Source organism: Advenella sp. S44 (assembly GCF_002810445.1).
In the GTDB taxonomy this organism is placed as follows: Bacteria; Pseudomonadota; Gammaproteobacteria; order Burkholderiales; family Burkholderiaceae_B; genus Advenella.
Genome location: NZ_NEXS01000009.1, coordinates 191909 through 211885, shown reverse-complemented (window position 1 = coordinate 211885; position 19977 = coordinate 191909). Strand labels below are relative to the sequence as shown.

General features: G+C 54.5%; 16 protein-coding genes. 4 read left to right on the top strand and 12 right to left on the bottom strand.

All coding sequences use genetic code 11. The features are described 5' to 3' along the window. Positions 1-23: 23 nt before the first annotated feature. From earP to acnB, 6 genes are all read right to left on the bottom strand, one after another. Positions 24-1262 (bottom strand): elongation factor P maturation arginine rhamnosyltransferase EarP, encoded by a 1239-nt coding sequence (earP, locus tag CAP48_RS14790; RefSeq protein WP_161495270.1) that lies wholly within the window; start codon positions 1260-1262, stop codon positions 24-26. Further along, positions 1246-2445 (bottom strand): DUF2863 family protein, encoded by a 1200-nt coding sequence (locus CAP48_RS14785; RefSeq protein WP_100698050.1) that lies wholly within the window; start codon positions 2443-2445, stop codon positions 1246-1248. The genes earP and CAP48_RS14785 overlap by 17 nt, the downstream gene beginning before the upstream one ends. A gap of 178 nt (positions 2446-2623) precedes the next feature. Continuing rightward, a complete protein-coding gene (gene acnA, locus CAP48_RS14775; RefSeq protein ID WP_100698046.1) occupies positions 2624-5311 on the bottom strand; it encodes an aconitate hydratase AcnA in 2688 nt (895 codons plus the stop codon). Between the two features lie 154 nt (positions 5312-5465). Next, positions 5466-6656, bottom strand: coding sequence for a PLP-dependent aminotransferase family protein (locus tag CAP48_RS14770; protein ID WP_100698044.1), 1191 nt, complete (start codon positions 6654-6656; stop codon positions 5466-5468). Between the two features lie 605 nt (positions 6657-7261). After that, entirely contained in the window at positions 7262-7633 is a 372-nt protein-coding gene (locus CAP48_RS14765; RefSeq protein ID WP_100698042.1) for a glyoxalase superfamily protein, read from the bottom strand. A 399-nt stretch (positions 7634-8032) separates the two neighbouring features. After that, positions 8033-10618, bottom strand: coding sequence for a bifunctional aconitate hydratase 2/2-methylisocitrate dehydratase (acnB, locus tag CAP48_RS14760; protein WP_100698040.1), 2586 nt, complete (start codon positions 10616-10618; stop codon positions 8033-8035). 249 nt (positions 10619-10867) lie between these two features. On the opposite strand from acnB, the gene CAP48_RS14755 reads away from it, so the two are divergent. Then, on the top strand, positions 10868-11833 hold the full coding sequence (locus CAP48_RS14755) for a hypothetical protein (RefSeq protein WP_100698038.1): 966 nt from the start codon (positions 10868-10870) through the stop codon (positions 11831-11833). 330 nt (positions 11834-12163) lie between these two features. On the opposite strand, the gene CAP48_RS14750 is transcribed toward CAP48_RS14755, so the two are convergent. The 6 genes from CAP48_RS14750 to CAP48_RS14725 all read right to left on the bottom strand — a co-directional run bounded on the left by CAP48_RS14750 (position 12164) and on the right by CAP48_RS14725 (position 18157). Then, a complete protein-coding gene (locus CAP48_RS14750) occupies positions 12164-12442 on the bottom strand; it encodes a GNAT family N-acetyltransferase (protein ID WP_100698036.1) in 279 nt (92 codons plus the stop codon). A 60-nt stretch (positions 12443-12502) separates the two neighbouring features. Then, the gene (locus tag CAP48_RS14745) at positions 12503-12898 is read right to left on the bottom strand and encodes a hypothetical protein (protein WP_242444508.1); all 396 of its coding nucleotides are present in this window, start codon (positions 12896-12898) and stop codon (positions 12503-12505) included. Positions 12899-13377: 479 nt separating this feature from the next. Continuing rightward, a complete protein-coding gene (locus CAP48_RS14740; RefSeq protein ID WP_100698034.1) occupies positions 13378-14829 on the bottom strand; it encodes a bifunctional 2-methylcitrate dehydratase/aconitate hydratase in 1452 nt (483 codons plus the stop codon). A 39-nt stretch (positions 14830-14868) separates the two neighbouring features. Then, positions 14869-16086 carry a 2-methylcitrate synthase gene (gene prpC, locus CAP48_RS14735; protein ID WP_100698032.1) on the bottom strand — a complete coding sequence of 406 codons (1218 nt, stop codon included), beginning with the start codon at positions 16084-16086 and terminating at the stop codon, positions 14869-14871. A 28-nt stretch (positions 16087-16114) separates the two neighbouring features. Continuing rightward, complete coding sequence (prpB, locus tag CAP48_RS14730) at positions 16115-17002, bottom strand: methylisocitrate lyase (RefSeq protein WP_100698030.1); 888 nt, start codon at positions 17000-17002, stop codon at positions 16115-16117. A 165-nt stretch (positions 17003-17167) separates the two neighbouring features. After that, positions 17168-18157 (bottom strand): malate dehydrogenase, encoded by a 990-nt coding sequence (locus CAP48_RS14725; RefSeq protein ID WP_100698028.1) that lies wholly within the window; start codon positions 18155-18157, stop codon positions 17168-17170. A 177-nt stretch (positions 18158-18334) separates the two neighbouring features. Here CAP48_RS14725 and CAP48_RS14720 point away from each other — a divergent pair, with 177 nt between their 5' ends. The 3 genes from CAP48_RS14720 to sdhD all read left to right on the top strand — a co-directional run bounded on the left by CAP48_RS14720 (position 18335) and on the right by sdhD (position 19977). Beyond that, positions 18335-19090: a GntR family transcriptional regulator gene (locus CAP48_RS14720; RefSeq protein ID WP_100698026.1), complete on the top strand. Its 756-nt coding sequence runs from the start codon at positions 18335-18337 to the stop codon at positions 19088-19090. Positions 19091-19186: 96 nt separating this feature from the next. Then, entirely contained in the window at positions 19187-19600 is a 414-nt protein-coding gene (gene sdhC, locus CAP48_RS14715; RefSeq protein ID WP_100698024.1) for a succinate dehydrogenase, cytochrome b556 subunit, read from the top strand. Then, positions 19597-19977, top strand: coding sequence for a succinate dehydrogenase, hydrophobic membrane anchor protein (gene sdhD, locus CAP48_RS14710; protein WP_369806364.1), 381 nt, complete (start codon positions 19597-19599; stop codon positions 19975-19977). Before sdhC ends, sdhD begins: the two co-directional genes overlap by 4 nt.

The window sequence follows — 19977 nt, the reverse complement described above, 5'->3', positions numbered from 1 at the left end:
CGCCGGCGGAAAAAAGTATGATTTTAGCCTGAGTTGACGGCTTTTTCATAAAAAATCCGGATCGATTCCGATAATGTCTTGTTTTTAGACAAATTTTCCGCAAATGTGCGACAGCTTCTGCGCCAGCTGTCCAATTGTCTCGGGTTATTGAGCAACGTCGTGAGCTGATTGGTAAAGTAGGCATGCCGGGAAGGAGAGTTCCAGCTGCGCATCATGGCTTTGGTCTCTTCATGGCCCGGGAACAGCGCCAGCCAGGCCTGCAATTTTTTCAGGTGAATATCGTCACTTTGCTCGTATATTTGCCAGAGAAAGGGCTTGCGGGCCCAGATGGCTCGAATAAAGCTGTCTTCTCCGCGCACGAAGTTCAGGTCACAAAGCCATAACAATTGATCGTACTCGTCCTGGGGCAGAAAAGGGATACGCAAAAGCGTGACACCGGGCAACGGTGCAGAAGCCAAGTCAGAGTCAGGCCTGTTTGCGACAGCACCACCCATGCCGGTATCGGGAATGGCAACCGCGCCATGAAGCTGTGTGACTGCGTCGCGCTCCAGCTGGGGCAAGACCGATTGGGGCACCAGCAGAACCACCGGTTTGAGTGATTTGCGCAGGGCATGCAGCAAACTGCGATAGGGAGCCGATGCATAGCAGAACAGACTGATAAAGAGCGTATCTGCGTCCAGGTGCGCCTGGGCTTGCGGCAGTCCGATGCGTTGCAGAAATTGTTTTTTTTTCGTCGGAGAATGCATCCAGCTGCGTCGGCGCTCGCTCAGGTCGGCTTCACGGATCAGCCCGCCCGTGTCGCCGGAAAAACCGGGGAAAAAGAAATATTTCGAAACCCCATTGCGCTGGGGAGAGGGCTGAGCGTGAAAGCCGGCAGTCCAGGGCTCTGCCGACAAATACTCCAGATTGAGCCATAGTTTTGTACGGCCCGGCATGGCGTCTATGTATTCCGATGGAGGATCGCAGGCGAACGCTTCGATGACCACTTCTGCCGGTATATGTGAGGTCGGAGTGTCAGTCCAGTGAACGATCTGGATCCCGTCCACTTCCTGTTGCGTGTTTTCGGGTTGCACCGCCGGGGCCAGGCGCCGAAATACCGTCAGGTCATCAACCCAAAGCCTGACCTGCGCCGGCCATTCTTGATGCAAGGAGCGGGCGAGCCGCCAGCACACGCCAATATCACCGAAATTGTCGACGACCCGGCAAAATATATCGATACGAGGGCCGCCCGGTTGAGCAAGCGTCTTAGTGGAATCGTCCAATCGGATCCTCCGAAACGTCCGGCATCATCACGGGCATCAGTTCGCCAGCCGGATTGGGAAACAGCGGCTCTTCCGATGCGTCGCTACTGCCGTCAAGCGTTTCCTTAAGAACGGTAATATGGCGTACGCCATTACCCTGAAGGTGTTCCACGAGCGTATCGAGCTGAGCAAAATCGCTGATGCTCTCCAGTTGCTGTTCCTCGATTTCGTCGGGAAAGACCGGCCACAGGCACCCGTAAATCACTTCATGCGATTGGAGCAGAGTGAAGCCGATCCTGATTTCCCGCAAGTTTTCGTCCTGATACATCGCCACGGTGGCACGAAAGGCATCGGGCGGTGTGTCAAAAACCGTTTGTAGCCACTGCATGGCTGCCGTAATGGCGGCAAAGCGGATTCGTTTGTCGGCCTGCCGATTGGCAATATAAAAGGCATCGGGCAACATCAGGTCCAATCCGCAGGCTGGCAGCAGTTTCTGGAATAAAGGCGTGGCGGCGTCGCGCCACTTGCCCAGGCAAATATCGCGCTGTTCGCTGAATTGGCCATCCGCCTGCTGCCAGCGGAAAATGGCCTTGCCCTTGGGCGTGCAGAAGGCGGCCAGGACAAAACGGCTGTCCGACATCAACTGCATGTCTTCGGATAGATTGTCTACCGGGACGCCGGAACGCACGGACTTGCCGAAAACCCTGGCGGTAATGGCGTTCATCCACTGAAAGACGCCGGTAAAAGAGCGCGGCATCTGATCGACGCTCAGAATCTGCGGATGAATGGCCATTCGCACGTCGTTGGCTGCCACATGCTGCTTCAGCTTGTCGGTGAGCGTTTGTTGTGTTGCCTCGTCAAGGATGGGCAGGGGGATCTCGAATCGGGTCCAGGCAACAACGGGTATGGCCACAAAGACACAATCGTAGGTGACTTCCTCATGGACCCATTCGCAAGATTCCGATAACGTTTCTGCGTGCTCCAGCAGAATGTCGTGGGTTTCGGAATCGCTGTCGGACAGGTGGTCCAGTAGTCGCTCCACTGTTTTCTTGCGGCTGTGCCTGAAAACGTCCAGAATCGCGGTCTGAATCAGATTTTCCCAATAACGATCTTCAACAATGCAGCCCGACTGCTTCAGGGCAAGGCATAAATCGAGAAGTGGCTGGTCGCTGGCGTGCAGGCTGGCTGGTTTTTTCCGGTTCATTACACTTGCAGTTGCGCTGCCACTCTACCCTTAACGGGCAGGCCGGGCAGCATGTTAGGATCGCGCGCGGCTGCGCTGATCGGGCAAAATGCCATTTGCTTGCCCGGGCCGTTGCTGCGGGGGAAAGCGCAAGGATACTTGGCTTGCTTTCCCGACACGCTGCAGAACCCGGCCTGTGTCAAAGCAACTGGCGCAGTACGAACGGCAAAATACCGCCGTTCTGATAGTAATCCACTTCAATAGGCGTATCAATGCGCAGCAGAATACTGACGTCCTGTGAGCTGCCGTCTTTACGACGGATGGTCAGGGTGACATCCTGCTGGGCCTTGATGCCGTTTTCCAGCCCGCTGATATCGAAGGTTTCGGTGCCGGTAATGCCCAAGGTATCGACACTATCGTCGCCCTTGAACTGCAACGGCAAGACGCCCATGCCAACCAGATTGCTGCGATGGATGCGTTCGAAACTGCGTGCAATGACGGCCTTGACGCCCAGCAGTTGCGTGCCTTTGGCGGCCCAGTCGCGGGAGGAGCCGGTACCGTATTCTTCGCCACCGAAGACCACAGTGGCGACCCCATCGCCAATATATCTCATAGCAGCATCATAAATGGACATTTGCTCGCCACTGGGCTGGTGCAGGGTTTCTCCGCCTTCGACGCGACTGCCGGTCGGCAACGGTGGAATCATCAGATTCTTGATGCGCACGTTGGCAAATGTGCCACGCATCATGATTTCATGATTGCCGCGACGTGAGCCGTAGCTGTTGAAGTCTGCTTTCAAAATGCCATGGTCGTTGAGCCAGCGGCCGGCGGGCGACGTTTCCTTGATGGAGCCGGCAGGCGAAATATGGTCAGTGGTGACCGAATCGCCGAATATGCCAAGCGCACGGGCGTTTTTGACCGGTGGCATGGGGGTGGGCGTCATCTCAAATGCATCAAAGAACGGCGGCTTGGCAATATAGGTTGATTCGGGCCAGTTATAAACGTCTCCCGTTACGCCCTTGATATTCTTCCACAGCTTGCCGGGATTGTTTTTGACCTGGGCGTAATTCTGGCGATAGACCTCGGGCTGCATGGCGGCCGCAAGCAGTGCCTGCACTTCTTCTTCGCTAGGCCAGATGTCGCCTAGCCAGATGTCGCCATTTTTGCCCTTGCCTACTGGTTCGGTCATCAGGTCTTTGTTAATGGTGCCGGCCAATGCGTAGGCGACCACCAACGGTGGCGAGGCCAGAAAGTTGGCCTTGATGTTGGGATGGATACGGGCTTCAAAGTTGCGGTTGCCGGACAGGACGGCGGCGCAGACCAGGTCATTTTCAGTGATCGACTGGTTGATGTCGGCGGCCAGATCGCCGGCGTTGCCGATACAGGTCGTGCAGCCGTAGGCGGCGACATCGAATCCGAGCTTGTCCAGGTAGGGCAGCAGGCCGGTTACAGTCAGGTACTCGGTAACTACGCGTGAACCAGGCGCCAGCGAGGTCTTGATGTGGCTGGGCACTTTCATGCCGGCCAGAACCGCTTTTTTCGCCAGCAGCCCTGCGGCCAGCATCACACTGGGATTGGACGTATTGGTGCAAGAGGTAATGGCGGCAATCAGAATATCGCCGTTGCGCAGCTTGGTACCTGCGCTGGTTTCAAAAGTCTGTTCGAATTTCTCGGGGGACTGGTTAAAGCCGTTTTCGATGGCCGGTTTGATGAACAGGTCGGCAAAAGTCTCTTTAACGTGTCCGATCTCGATGCGATCCTGCGGCCGCTTGGGACCCGCTAGCGAAGGCGCCACCGTGGACAGATCAAGATGCAGCAGTTTTGTATAGCGGATGTCCTGGCCATTAGGGATGCCATACATCTGCTGAGCTTTGAAATAATTTTCAAGCGCCGTCACTTCCTGCTCTGTACGGCCAGTTCCCTTGAAGTAGTCGATCGTGTGGTCGTCTACCGGGAAAAAGCCCATGGTGGCGCCGTATTCGGGGGCCATGTTGGCGATGGTGGCGCGATTGGTGACAGACAAGGTGGCTGTGCCCTGCCCACAGAACTCCACAAATTTGCCTACTACTTTTTCACGACGCAGCAACTCTGTGAGCGTGAGCACCAAATCGGTTGCGGTGACGCCACCGCGCAGTTTACCGGTGAGCTCTACGCCGATCACATCGGGTGTCAGGAAATAGACCGGCTGGCCCAGCATGGCGGCTTCGGCCTCGATGCCACCCACACCCCAGGCGACTACGCCAATCCCGTTGATCATGGTTGTGTGGCTGTCGGTGCCAACAAGAGAATCCGGATAGTAAACGTTGTTTTTTTGATAGACGCCGCGGGCCAGGTATTCCAGATTGACCTGGTGGACAATACCGAATCCGGGAGGCACCACGCCGAAGGTATCGAAAGCCTGCATACCCCACTTCATGAACTGGTAGCGCTCTTTGTTGCGCTGAAATTCCACTTTCATGTTTAAATCCAGCGACTTTTTGGTGCCGAAGTAGTCGATCATGACCGAGTGATCTACCACCAGATCAACCGGTACCAGTGGTTCAATGCGTTTTGGGTCTTTGCCCATTTCGTGGGCCACGGCGCGCATGGCAGCAAGATCGGCCAGCAACGGGACGCCGGTAAAGTCCTGCAGTACGACTCGCGCCACAACAAAAGGGATTTCGTCTTCGCGTTTTGCGACCGGCTGCCAGCTGGCCAGCTGGCGCACATGGTCTTCAGTTATTTTCTTGCCATCGCAGTTTCGCAGTACTGATTCGAGCACAATCCGAATGGATACCGGCAGCGATTGAATATTGACGCCCAGTAGTTTGCCGAGTTCCGGCAGTGAATAATATTTTGCTGTGGCGCTGCCGATACTAAATTCTTTGAGGGTGCTTCCAAACGACATTCTTTATCTCCGGGGAGGATCTGCAAAAAAACAGACCTAAGTGTAGATCATTTTACTCCTTTTTACCTGTGTGACCGGCTACAAAAAAGCGGACTATCCACAGGGATAGCCGCCTTGGCCAGATATTGCCGGTCAAACGAAATGACCGGCCGGGTTATGCCTTGAAAAGTTTGCCCAGGTCAGCAATGCCGGCCCGGATTCTTTCCTCTGTCACAGTAACAAAGCTCAGGCGCAGCGTGTTTTTCGGTGCCGAGGCGTCTGGGTAGAAAGGTCCGCCCGGCACATAGGCCACTTTGTATTGTTCTACGGCCTGCGCCAACGCCGCAGTAGTATCAAACTGTTCATCAACCGTGACCCAGATGAACATGCCGCCCGTAGGACGGGTCCATTTGGCCGACTTGGGAAAGTGTTCGTCCATTGCGTCCAGCATGTACTGGCACTGGTTCCGATACAACTCGCGTACCTTGGGCAAATGTGTGGTTAGAAAACCATTCTTGATGGTTTCGTACACAGCCATCTGGGTGACGGTAGCGGTGTGCAGGTCGGTGGCCTGCTTGATCTGTACCAGCTTGGCAATGATTTCACGCGGTGCAACCAGATAGCCCAGGCGCATGCCCGGGGCAAGGACTTTGGAGAACGAGCCCATGCGCATGACGGTGGCGCCGGCCTGGCGACCCAGATGCAAGAGCCCCGGCAAGGGTTCGCCGACGTAGCGCAACTCGCCGTACGGATCGTCCTCGACAATAGGCACATTCAGGCGGGCGCAACGCTCGACGAGCGCCTTGCGCCGTTCCAGGTCCATGGTGCGGCCCGTCGGATTCTGGAAATTGGGCAGACAGTAGATAAAACGCGCGCCATCGGCTTTTTCTTCGCTGATGTCCTCGGGGATGAGACCGCCATCATCGGTAGCAACGGGCTCATAGACCGGTTCAAAGAGCGAGAACGATTGCAGCGCGCCCAGATAGCTCGGAGATTCCACCAGTACTTTGCTGCCAGGGTCTATCAGCAATTTACCGATCAGATCCAGTGCCTGCTGAGAACCGGACACGATCAGCACTTCGTCGATATCGATTTGTGTGCCACGGGCCTGGAAATCGCTCACAACCCATTCGCGCAGTGGCCGGTAGCCTTCGGTGGGTCCGTACTGCAGGGCTACATTGGGAGATTCGGACAATACCTTGTCGTACGCAGCCCGAATCTGCTCACTCGGGAATCCGAGGTGTGATGGCAGGCCACCGGCAAAGGACGTGACATCAGGGCGTTCGGTAATTTTCAGGATCTCGCGGATGGCAGAGCTGGTCAGTTGCGTGGCACGTTGGGAGAATTGAAAGGGAACTCGGTTCATAATGACTGTTGGAATTATTCGGACAGATAGATGAAGCGCAGGTTGCACACTGGCACAGCCCGGCATCACAGGAATGGCTTTAACCCATACAGAACCGCAAGTCTTGTGTAAAAGACATGTTTTATAGAAATTTTGTTAATTCGTATAAAGCGTCTATCTGGTAAAGTATGCTGTCGATTACACCACCACCGGCGCGGCTTTTCAAGCGATTGATGCAAAAGCGCTGAATTTGTCCTGCAAAGGTGGTTTTTGGCGCAAAACTGTTATGGCAACGGCACCAATACAGCGCCAATGAAGGCTTTGCGCGCACCCGGGCAAAGGGCGGCCCGTACCCGATGCGTGTTGGGAACGAGCCCCTCAGCGGGGCCGACGCGGGCAGACAAATAACGGTATCCAACGTGCCTTAGGGCTTGGGCAGGCAGGGCGACGCAGGTACCCTCCGGCGCGCCATGGCGAGAGGTTGGCGATGGGATGGTCCCGCGGCCTGTCGAGAGTGGCTATGAGCCTGCAGCGTGTGATTATGGCCCGCAGCGTGGGGGTAATCACTTGTCGCCTGAGGAGATAACATGTCGCACGTGGGATAACATGCCGCGAGGCAGGCTCAATTAACCCTGTTCGTGATGCTGTTCACAAAATCGCAGATGATTGCCGAACGGGTCTGCAATATTCATGGTAAAGCCCCACGATTCTTTTGTGACGCCTGGACGGGCAAACGATGCCTGTTTGGCGATCAGCTCCTGCTGCAACTTGTGTATGCCCTCCATGGGCACGAAAACGGCGCTGCCCGGCGTGCCGTCGCCAAAGTGTTCGCTCAGATGCAGTATTACGTTGTCGCGGGCGATTTGGACGTATAACGGCATGTCGGGGGCAAAACGGTGCTCCCAGCACTTTTTGAAGCCCAGGAAATCTAGATAGAAGGTCTCGGCAAGCGGGACGTTGAAAATACGTAGAATGGGGACGGGATGATCAAGGCGCATGACGGTGTATCCGAGAAAAAACCGGTTGATTGTCAACGGGGGGCTGGGAAAAAAGGCGCTGCCACGGTGTATTTCGGGATTTAGCGGCTAACATTACGACGGATTTGGCAGACAATAACAGCTGTGATAAAAATCAGCAATAAGAGGCAGGAATAAAGCACAGTAATAAAAAATACTATTCAACGCCGTAATCGAAGATAACTGCAAATCGCTGAAGTAAAAAGCCGCAACTAATGCCGACAATAAAAAACAGTATGGCAATGAAAAACCCGGCAACAGTGTGCCGGGTTCGGTGTGCGCGCGAGCGCCGATAACTTGCGTGGTTTGCGAAGGCGGCGGCCACTTTAAACCGATGCCTTTGCAATTGCGGTCAGCGTTGGCATTGCTGACCGATGTCCATCAAATACCAACGGAATCCGCGATTTCCTTGAAGTCTTCAATTTGATCGAAGTTCATGTAGCGATAGATGTTTTCGCTATTCTTGTCGATGATACCCATATCGGCCATGTATTCTTCCCGAGTCGGGATTTTGCCAAGGCGTGAGCAGATCGCGGCCAGTTCGGCCGATCCGAGATACACGAACGTATTCTTGCCCAAGCGATTCGGGAAGTTACGGGTACTAGTGGACATGACGGTGGCGCCTTCACGAACTTGTGCCTGGTTACCCATGCACAAAGAGCAGCCCGGCATTTCCATGCGGGCGCCAGCCACCCCAAGCACGCCATAGTGCCCTTCTTCGGTAAGCTGCTTCTGGTCCATTTTGGTTGGCGGGGCGACCCACAGTTTTACCGGAATATCGCGTTTTCCTTCGAGCAGCTTGGAAGCGGCGCGGAAGTGCCCGATGTTGGTCATGCAACTGCCGATAAACACTTCGTCAATTTTTTCACCGGCCACATCCGACAGAGTTTTGACGTCGTCCGGATCGTTCGGGCAGGCAACAACAGGCTCGTGCACATCGGCCAGGTCGATTTCGATGACTGCGGCGTACTCGGCGTCAGCATCCGGTTCAAGCAATTGCGGATTGGCAAGCCAGGCCTCCATGGCCTTGATACGGCGGCCCAGTGAGCGCTCGTCTTCGTAGCCATTGGCGATCATCCATTTTAGCAATGTGATATTGCTGTTCAGATATTCGATAATGGGTTCTTTGTTCAAACGAACGGTACAACCGGCAGCAGAACGTTCCGCGGAAGCGTCTGACAGCTCAAATGCCTGCTCGATTTTAAGATTGGGCAGACCTTCGATTTCCAGGATACGGCCAGAAAAAATATTCTTCTTGCCCTGTTTGGCAACAGTTAGCAGGCCATTTTTGATGGCATACAGGGGAATCGCATTGACCAGATCACGCAGGGTGACGCCGGGCTGCATTTTACCCTTGAAACGGACCAGCACAGATTCGGGCATATCCAGCGGCATGACGCCTGTCGCTGCGGCAAACGCGACCAGGCCAGAGCCTGCCGGAAAACTGATGCCGATCGGGAAGCGCGTGTGAGAGTCGCCGCCGGTGCCAACTGTATCAGGCAGTAGCATCCGATTGAGCCACGAGTGGATGATGCCGTCGCCGGGCCGCAGTGCGATACCGCCACGGTCACTGATAAAGTCGGGCAGTTCGTGGTGGGTTTTGACATCTACCGGTTTCGGATAGGCCGCTGTATGGCAGAAAGACTGCATGACCAAATCAGCAGAGAAGCCCAGGCAGGCCAGATCCTTGAGTTCATCACGGGTCATGGGGCCGGTTGTATCCTGGCTGCCCACCGAAGTCATTTTCGGCTCACAATATGTACCGGGGCGAACACCCTTGCCTTCAGGAAGGCCACAGGCACGGCCGACCATTTTCTGGGCCAGTGTATAGCCTTTGCCGGAATCGGCAGGGTCTATGGGCAAACGAAACAGGGTTGAAGCTGGCAGGCCCAGCACTTCACGAGCCTTGGCGGTCAGGCCGCGTCCAATGATCAGCGGAATACGGCCACCGGCACGTACTTCGTCAAACAGCACATCGGATTTGACCTTGAATTCGGCGATCACCTTGCCGTCTTTGAGGGCTTTGCCTTCGTAGGGACGCAGCTCAACGATATCGCCCATGTTCATGTCCGACACGTCCAGCTCGATTGGTAACGCGCCGGCGTCTTCCATTGTGTTATAGAAGATTGGAGCGATCTTGCTGCCCAGACAGACGCCGCCAAAGCGCTTGTTTGGCACAAAAGGAATATCCTGACCTGTGAACCACAGAACGGAGTTGGTTGCCGATTTACGTGAAGAGCCTGTACCGACGACGTCTCCGACATAGGCAACTAGATGGCCTTTTGCCTTCAGTTCGTTCAACTGGCTGATCGGGCCAATCTTGCCCGGTTCCTGAGGCTCGATGCCCTCACGCGGGTTTTTCAGCATAGCCAGGGCGTGCAGCGGAATATCCGGGCGGCTCCAGGCGTCGGGTGCCGGTGACAGGTCATCGGTATTGGTTTCGCCGGTCACTTTGAATACGGTAATGGTCAGGCTTTCGGGCACTTCAGGACGGCTGGTGAACCATTCGGCATCGGCCCAGCTTTGCATTACGGCCTTGGCGTTAGCATTGCCTTTTTCTGCTTTTTCCTGGACATCGTGGAAAGCGTCAAATACGAGCAGGGTTTTTTTCAGGGCTTCGGCAGCCATCGTACCGAGTTTTTCGTTGTCCAACAGCTCAACCAGCGGGCTGATGTTATAGCCGCCCAGCATCGTGCCCAGCAATTCAGTCGCTTTTTCATCGGAAATCAGGGGGCATTTTTCTGTACCAAAGGCGACGGCCGCCAGATAAGACGCCTTGACTTTGGCTGCATCATCAACACCGGCGGGCACGCGATGGGTGATCAGATCAAGCAGAAACGCCTCTTGTCCGGCCGGCGGCGCCTTGAGCAGCTCAATGAGAGCGGCTGTTTGCTGTGCAGAAAGAGGTAGCGGAGGGATGCCCAGCGCATCGCGTTCTGCGGCGTGCTGACGATAGGATTCCAACATGTTAAGACCCTTGAAAGAGAAGAGGAGGGATATGATTTTCACCTATCATTATAAGGGTTTAGCCGTATTTAAGCAAATGTCTTATATAAGACATAAGACTGGATGCGACACACTCGCCTGCGGTGAAACCCGTTACAATCCCGCAAGGGTCCGATGGGCTTCGCAATTTGTGCCAAACGGTATCTAAATATGCCATACCGCGACGGAAAGACAAATTGTTGCGTAATTCAACGAAAGTAAGGAAACAACATGGCAGGATCCAGAAAATTTGGAGTTACGGCAGGTGCGCTGGTGGTGGTGGCCGCGGCTGTCTGGTTCGGGGGTAATTACTACGCTAAAATCCGTATCGAAGAACAGCTCAATGCATACTTGGTGGAAAATGGCATGCAGCAAAACGTGACATGGCGTTCACTGGATGCGTCGATTCTGGGGAATGCATCCTTGCATGACGTAAAAGTCGTTCACGAGGACGACCCGGCCCGGTTCTTCACGATTAATAATCTGACAGTTCACCAATTGCAGGTTGACAACGACGAGCAGCACTACGATTTCGAATTTGCCGGGGTTGCCGATGAAACCGGCAACAGTCCGCTTTTGAGCCTGCTCGCGGACAAGGCGGGCGAACTGGGTTATGACAAATTGCCCTTGCTGGAAGGTCGGATGAAGGGAGTGCAAGATGAGAAACAGGATGCTGGTGATCTTGATCTCGTTTTAAAGCAGCCGGAAGTCGGCGAGCTCAAAGCGGTGGTGAAAGTGAGCCAGATTGCTGAGCTTATCAAGGCTTCGCGCACGCAGCGCGACGAGCTTCAGTCCAATCCGCTCGCGCTCATGGGTGCGTTATCGTCGCTGAAGATCCATCAGTTGTCGGTGATGTTCGACGATGGAGGCGTGATGCCTCGCGTGGTGAAGGTGCAGCAGGGCGTAGCGCCTGTAGATGGCAAGCCGACCGAGCAGCAACTGCAGGCTTTTGATGCCCGCGTGGCCCAAGAGGAAAGCAATTGCCTGAAGGAGGCGCCGACGCAGGGCATTGCCAATGCCGAACAAGTGTGCAAGTCGGTCAGCCGCTTCATGAAAAACGATGCAGGCAGCCTGAAAATCTCCATCACGCCCAATCCGCCATTGCAACTCATGTCATTTGTCATGCAGACGCAAATGGGTAATAGGGAAGCAATCGCTAAGGCGGTGCAGCAGTTGAATGTGAAGGTCAGCAACTGACTTTTGTTTCGCCCGGTCGGTTTTTCCGGCCGGCTTATTATTGCGAGTCTTAGAGAGGTTTATTGTTGCGAGTCTTTCAGGGACGCGCTCACCGATCACGTGGCGCGGTTATGGTCATGTATGTCGGTTTATATCGCCCGATAACACCGTATTATTCGCGACGGTATAGTGTGTCATATTTGGCTGTACAGAATTATTTTCGCCTGCATAGCGTGACCATCAACCGTTCAGGGAGATCAGCAACCGTACAGTGAGATCAGCAACCGTACAGTGAGATCAGCGACCGTACATTTTTATTCGCGCCTTACTGTATCGTTCCAACCGTACCGGTCATGCCGCTGACAGGTCTCGATGCTCCGGATGACGTTTGAAATAAGCTGCGGTGTAGCTGCATACCGGATTGATTTTCCAGCCGTTTTCCCGCGCCAGGTCCAGCGCATAGTCGGTCAGTTTGCCAGCGATCCCTCGTCCGCCTACCGCAGCGGGCACAATGGTATGCAGGACATGCATAACCGTGCTGTCCAGCCGATATTCAATATAGCAGAGGTTGTTTTCAACGTTGGCTTCGATTCGTCCTGCTTCAGGACGGTGATTAATTTGCAAAGTCATCGGCAATTCCTTTTCATGGCGAAAGTGGGCGCAATGGCGCCTCACTGGTATGACTGCGTGCTACTGCCGAGCCGTGAGCATCAGGCCCCAGAAGATAATCATCAGCACAATACCCAGCAGGCACGCTCCCCACAAACCCAGTAACGGCCAGCGAATCCGCAGCGGAACCGTTTTCGGATTGACGTGCGCCAGCAGGATATTGGCATGGCCGGCAAGCCATACGGTGCTATTGGGTAAAAACAGACGCAGGAAGTAGTCCAGCAAAATCGCGCCGCGAATTCCCAGCGGGTAACGATTGAACGGCTGTTGCGTCAAATACGGGTGCTTGAGCAAGGCATTGGTTTCTTTAAGTGAGACAAATGCCAAATACAGGATAGAAGCGAGGGCAATGACCAGACAGGCGACCAGAAGACTCAGAATAAACGGCAGCGCCGCTGCAATATAAGGATGAAACATGGCAACAAATGGGTATGACGAATGTGAAGGACAATGAAGCAATAGTAAGCGAATTTGCCGGCAAGCAGGGTGTAGACGCCGCGTGATGGCGATATTTTCCTGCGACCGGCAGGTCGCCCGACAGCAGCAGAAGCGTTGATCATTACCGCGACAGTATTGCAGGCGCGGGATCGCGCGAAGATATAAGCTGCGGTACAACCATGCGCGGACTGAAGGCGCGAGGGAATCACGCGAGGACTCAAGCTGCGACGGAATCACGTGTGACGTGAAGGTGCGGTAGAATCGCGCCATTCACAGGGCAGCAGCGCGCCAGACCCGCAGAAAATCTGCAGCAGAACTGCGGCGCAAGTGCGGCCGCATCGCAGCAGAACTGCCGTAGCACCGCGGCGGGCGCTAAGCCGCTGGCAAAAACGGCATCCCGAGAGATGCCGTTTCCGTTAATGACGACTTTTGTTTATAACGAAGACTTATGGCCTCCGCTAAATGACGTACATGTCAACGTACTCATGAACCGGCATTGTTTCAAGCGCCTTTTGGTCTAGTGAAACTGCCAGGATTTTATCCTGCTGCTTGTCTGGAAACACGCGTGCCAGGTTGATGCGGAATTTGGCCTCCAGCAGGGGGATGCCATCCTGGCGACGACGCTTGTGGCCGATGGGGTATTCGCACACCACTTCTGCCAGTTTGCTGCCGTCATTGAATTCAACGGTCAGCGCATTGGCAATAGAGCGTTGTTCGGGATCATGATAATCACGGGTGAACGCGGGATCTTCGACACATTCAATCTTCTCGCGCAGTGCATCAATACGTGGATCGGCAGCAATGCCGTCTTCATAGTCGCCTGCAGTAAGACGCCCGTATAGAATAGGCACGGCAACCATATATTGAATGCAATGATCGCGGTCGGCCGGATTATTCAGCGGGCCCTTTTTGTCAATGATGCGGATACACGCTTCATGGGTGCGGATCGTGATTTTCTTGATATCGTCGGCGGTTTTGCCGGCAGCCACGATCTGGTCATGGATCTGCATGGCGCACTCAACGGCCGTCTGCGAATGAAATTCCGCCGGAAACGAAATTTTGAACAGCACGTTTTCCATGACATAACTGCCATAGGGGCGCTGGAACTTGAACGGCTGCCCTTTGAACAGCACATCGTAAAATCCCCAAGTTTTGGCTGTCAGTGCCGATGGGTAGCCCATTTCACCAGTTTTTGCAATCAGTGCCAGGCGCACGGCGCGGCTGGTGGCATCGCCCGCAGCCCAGGACTTGCGACTGCCTGCGTTGGGTGCGTGGCGATAAGTGCGAAGACTTTGACCGTCGACCCATGCCAGTGATACGGCATTGATGATTTCGTCACGAGTCAGGCCAAGCATGTGCGCAACCACGGCGGTGGAGGCTACCTTGACCAATACCACGTGATCCAGGCCAACTTTGTTGAATGAATTTTCCAGTGCAATGCAGCCCTGGATTTCGTGGGCCTTGATCATGGCGGTCAGCACGTTGCGCATCGTCAGCGGCGTCTTGCCTGCGGCGATTGCATTGCGTGACAGCCAGTCTGCGGTCGCCAGGATGCCGCCCAAATTGTCCGAAGGGTGGCCCCATTCTGCAGCAAGCCAGGTGTCATTGAAGTCGAGCCAGCGGATCATGGCGCCGATATTGAATGCAGCCTGTACCGGGTCAAGTTGAAACTGCGTGCCGGGTACCTTGGCGCCATTGGGAACCACGGTGCCTGGCACGATGGGGCCCAGCAGCTTGCGGCATGCCGGGTATTCGAGCGCTTCCAGGCCGCAACCAAGCGTATCGATCAGGCAGTTGCGCGCCGTTTCATAGGCGACATCGCTGTCGACCTCATAGTTAAGAACATAGTCGACGATGTCGACAAGGACCTGATCCGGCTCGGGACGGACATTTGAAATATGGCTGGACATGTAGTTACCTGTATAACAAGATGAATAATACGATTGTGATTATTTGCGTTTGGACAGCGGCACGAATTTCTGATCATCCGGACCGGTGTAGTTGGCCGTTGGCCGGATGATTTTGTTGTCGATACGCTGTTCGATAATGTGCGCTGACCAGCCTGCGGTTCGTGCGATGACAAACAGAGGGGTAAACATCGAAGTGGGAATGCCCATCATGTGGTAGGACACGGCAGAGAACCAGTCCAGGTTAGGAAACATCTTTTTGATGTCCATCATTACGGTTTCCAGCCGTTCTGCAATATTGAACATTTTCGTGGTGCCCGCATCCTGGGACAGTTTTTTTGCCACGCGCTTGATCACGACATTGCGCGGATCGGAAATGGTGTAAACCGGGTGACCGAATCCGATGATGACCTCCTTGTTTTCTACGCGCTTGCGAATATCGGTTTCAGCCTCGTCAGGCGTGTCATAGCGTTTTTGCACTTCGAAAGCCACTTCGTTAGCACCGCCATGTTTGGGACCACGCAGCGCGCCAATTGCGCCCGAGATGGCCGAGAACATATCCGATCCTGTGCCGGCGACAACACGGCCGGTAAACGTGGAAGCATTGAATTCGTGCTCCGCATACAGAATCAGCGAGGTGTGCATGGCGCGCACCCATTCTTTGGACGGCGTCTGGCCATGTAGCAGATGCAGGAAATGTCCGCCGATACTGTCGTCGTCTGTCTGCACATCGATGATGCGGCCGTTGTGGCTGAAGTGATACCAGTAAAGCAGGGCAGAGCCCAGGCTGGCCATCAGTCGGTCAGCGATATCGCGCGCATCTGCCAGATTGTGATCGTCCTTCTCGGGCAGGGTGCAGCCCAGGACGGAGACGGCAGTGCGCATCACATCCATCGGATGACTATGGGCCGGCAGGGATTCAAGTACCGTCTGCAGGTTGGCAGGCAAACCGCGATAACGCTTGAGCTTTTGCTTGTACGCCGTCAGTTCAGCCTGCGTTGGCAGTTTGCCGTGGATGAGCAAATGGGCGATCTCTTCAAATTCACTGGAGTCAGCCAGATCAAGAATGTCATAGCCGCGGTAATTCAGATCGTTGCCGCTGCGTCCGACCGTGCAAATGGCCGTATTGCCCGCCACAACGCCGGACAAGGCGACTGATTTTTTCGGTTTGAAGCCTGCGGGATTGTCGGCGGAGGCCGCGGCAGCGGGTGCGCTGGCGGCTTTGCGGGCTTTTGCTGGCTTAATCGCTTTTGTAGACATAGTGTTATCTCCTGGCTGATATAAAGTGTTATTTTTTGCTGGCGAACAGAGCGTCAAGTTTCTGTTCGAAATCGTGGTAACCAATGCGATCATAAAGCTCATCGCGCGTCTGCATTTGGTCGATCACGCTTTTCTGATGCCCGTCGCGGCGAATGGCTGTGTAGACGTTTTCTGCCGCTTTGTTCATGGCGCGGAAGGCCGATAGCGGATACAGTACCATACCCACGCCCACGCCGCCGAGCTCCTGGACCGTAAACAGCGGGGTCTGACCAAACTCGGTAATGTTGGCCAGCAAGGGCACGCTGATGGCGCTGGCAAATTTTTCGTAGGTCGGCAGATCGTAGGCCGCTTCGGCGAAAATACCGTCTGCGCCTGCCTCGACGCACTTGATGGCGCGTTCGATCGCAGCATCGACGCCGTCTACTGCAATGGCATCGGTGCGGGCGATAATGAAGAAATTGCTATCGGTCTTGGCATCGACGGCAGCCTTGACGCGATCGACCATCTCACCGGTGGTGACGATTTCTTTTCCGGGGCGATGGCCGCAGCGCTTGGCGCCGACCTGGTCTTCAATGTGGCATGCGCCGGCGCCGAACTTGATCAGGCTTTTTACGGTGCGTCCGATATTGAATGCCGAGGGTCCGAAACCCGTGTCGATGTCCACCATGAGCGGGGTGTCGCATACATCGGTAATGCGTCGCACGTCGGTAAGCACATCGTCCAGTGTGTTGATGCCAAGATCCGGCAGGCCCAGTGAGCCGGCAGCGACGCCGCCCCCGGAAAGGTAAATGGCTTTGTAGCCGGCGCGTTTGGCCAGCAGGGCATGGTTGGCATTGATGGCGCCGATAACCTGAAGCGGCTTTTCTTCAGTCAGGGCCTGGCGAAAGCGGGCCCCTGCGGACGAAATAGTTGACATACAGTCTCCGGGTAGAAATGATGTACAGAAGATTATCTGCGCAATGGCGACCGAACACTGTCCTTCAGAAGATAATTGCCACCGGCTTAGAACATTTTTTTGTGTATGGGTCGCTGTAATGTTAAAAAAATAGCCACGGCACCGTGGCTATTTGTGTATCCAGGGTTAGCCCAGCAAGTCCGCGACGCCGTCGCGCTCTTCGAGCAACTCTTTCAGGGTAAAGTCCATGCGCTCACGGGAGAACTCGTTGATCTCAAGGTCTTTCACAACCTGATATTCGCCGTTTTCCGTGATGACGGGCACGCCATAAATAATGCCTTCGGGAATACCGTAGGAGCCGTCAGACGGCACGCCCATGGTGACCCATTTGCCATTGCTGCCCAGAACCCAGTCACGCACATGGTCGATAGCTGCATTGGCTGCAGAGGCTGCAGAGGACAGGCCGCGTGCTTCAATGATGGCTGCGCCGCGCTTGCCGACGGTAGGAATAAAGGTGTCTTTGTTCCATGCATCGTCGTTGATCAGTTTTTCCAGTCCTTGGCCGCCAACGGTGGCAAAGCGGATGTCAGGATACATGGTAGGCGAATGGTTGCCCCAGACCACGAGTTTTTCAATGTCCTTGACGGCTTTACCGGATTTTTGCGCCAGTTGAGTGAGGGCACGGTTATGATCCAGGCGCAGCATCGCAGTGAAATTTTTGGCAGGCAGATCCGGTGCGGACTTCATGGCGATGTAGGCGTTGGTGTTGGCAGGGTTGCCCACGACCAGCACTTTGACGTTGCGACTGGCGACCTCATTGAGTGCCTTGCCCTGTGCTGTGAAAATCTGGGCATTGACCTTGAGCAGGTCTTTACGCTCCATGCCAGGGCCGCGCGGGCGTGCGCCAACCAGCAGTGCAATATCGGCATCTTTGAAAGCCGTTTTCGGATCGCTGTGAGCGGTGATTTCCTCCAATAACGGAAAGGCGCAGTCATCCAGTTCCATGATGACCCCTTTGAGGGCCTTTTGCGCTTTTTCGTCGGGGATTTCCAGCAGTTGCAAAATAACGGGCTGGTCTTTACCAAGCATCTCGCCTGATGCAATGCGGAAAAGCAGAGCGTAGCCGATCTGACCGGCGGCGCCCGTGACGGCGACGCGTACGGCGGGTTTGGACATAGGGGATCTCCAATAAATAAGGGGGAAAAACGGAAATATTTGAAATGATTTTAACGCTAAAGCTTAGTAGAAATCTGCCGTATCGTCAAATTGTCTTATAACTTATATCTTATATAAGAATAGACAATTCGGCTCGCAATATGAGATAATAAACAGGTTTTAATTTGTTCACCGAACATGTCTGAAATCCCAACCTCCTCGTTGAAGTCGTCTGCTGCGGCATTCAGCCCTTTGTATAAACAAATCAAGGACCTGCTGGTTCACAGTTTGCACGAAGGCGAATGGAAGCCGGGCGAGAGCATTCCCAGCGAGCTAGAGCTGGCGGCGCGTTTCCAGGTCAGTCAGGGAACGGTGCGCAAGGCCATAGACGAGTTGGCTGCCGAAAATCTGCTGATTCGTCGGCAGGGCAAGGGAACATTTGTTGCCACGCACCATGAGGCGCAGGTCCGCTATCGTTTTTTAAGGTTAAAATCTGACAGCGAAGGAAATGCAGCCCGCGCCCAAAGCGTTTATTTACAGTGTAGCCGGCAGCGTGCGTCGCAGGATGTGGCACGCGTACTTTTGCTGCGCAGCAGCGATTCCGTGATTTATATCCGGCGGATCATGTCATTTGGCACCGTGCCCACCGTGCTCGACGAAATCTGGCTTCCGGGAGACGCATTCAAGGGTCTGAGTATTGAAAAGCTGCAGGCAATGAATGGCCCACTATACGGTTTTTTTGAGACGGAATTTGGCGTGAACATGGTTCGCGCCGACGAAAAACTCAAGGCGGTGGCCTGTGATGCCGAGACCGCAGCGCTTCTTAAAGCGACGGAAGGCGCGCCGCTGTTGCAGGTCAATCGTGTTTCCTACACCTATGGTGACAGGCCCATGGAGATTCGCCGGGGTTTATATGTAACCGAACATTATCATTATCGAAATGGTTTAAACTAATTCGATCAAAAATGCGGGGGCCGGACAGCGGTTCTTCGCATTTTTACGTGCATTTTTATTTTTTATTTTGTTGTAGTTTGTTTCCTAGAGGCCGTTATGTCAGACACCCCGTCAAAACAGCGCCCGCAATATCGTAATATCGATGTTGCCCAGATCACAAAATACCACCTGCCGGCTGCTGGCAAAGTGTCTATTTTGCATCGAATCAGTGGCGCTATGCTTTTTCTCAGTCTTCCCATCATCCTGATCCCGCTTTTTGCCGCCAGTGTAGCGTCGCCGGAAAGTTTTGCATCGTTGGGCAGCGGGGCAGGCGGTCTCATTCTCAAGCTGATCCTGTTGGTTCTGCTTTGGGGCTTCATGCATCATCTGTGCGCCGGTATCCGTTACCTGGTCCTGGACCTGCATATTGGTATTGACAAGGTGTCGGCACAGAAAAGCGCAGCCGTGGTCATGGGAGTCAGTCTGGCGCTCACCCTGGTGTTCGCCGTTAAAATGTTTGGAGCAATCTGATGGCCAAAGAACGGGTAGGTACAAAACGCCTGGTTGTGGGTGCGGGCTATGGCATCAAGGATTTCATTGTTCAGCGTATTACAGCCGTGATTCTGGCTGTGTATTCAATCATTTTCCTGATTGCAGCGCTGTTCACCCCCATTAATTACGAATCCTGGAAAGGGTTCTTTACGTTCTCCTGTTGGGGCCTGCCCCTGGGGCAGATCGCGGCAACGCTGGCCTTTTTCTCACTTGCCTGGCACGGGTGGATCGGCGTACGCGATATCTGGATGGATTACGTCAAACCCGTGGGTGTCCGATTAACGTTGCAGGTGCTCACTATCCTGTGGCTGATCGCCGCCGTCCTGTATTTCGCAAAAATTGTCTGGAGTTTATAA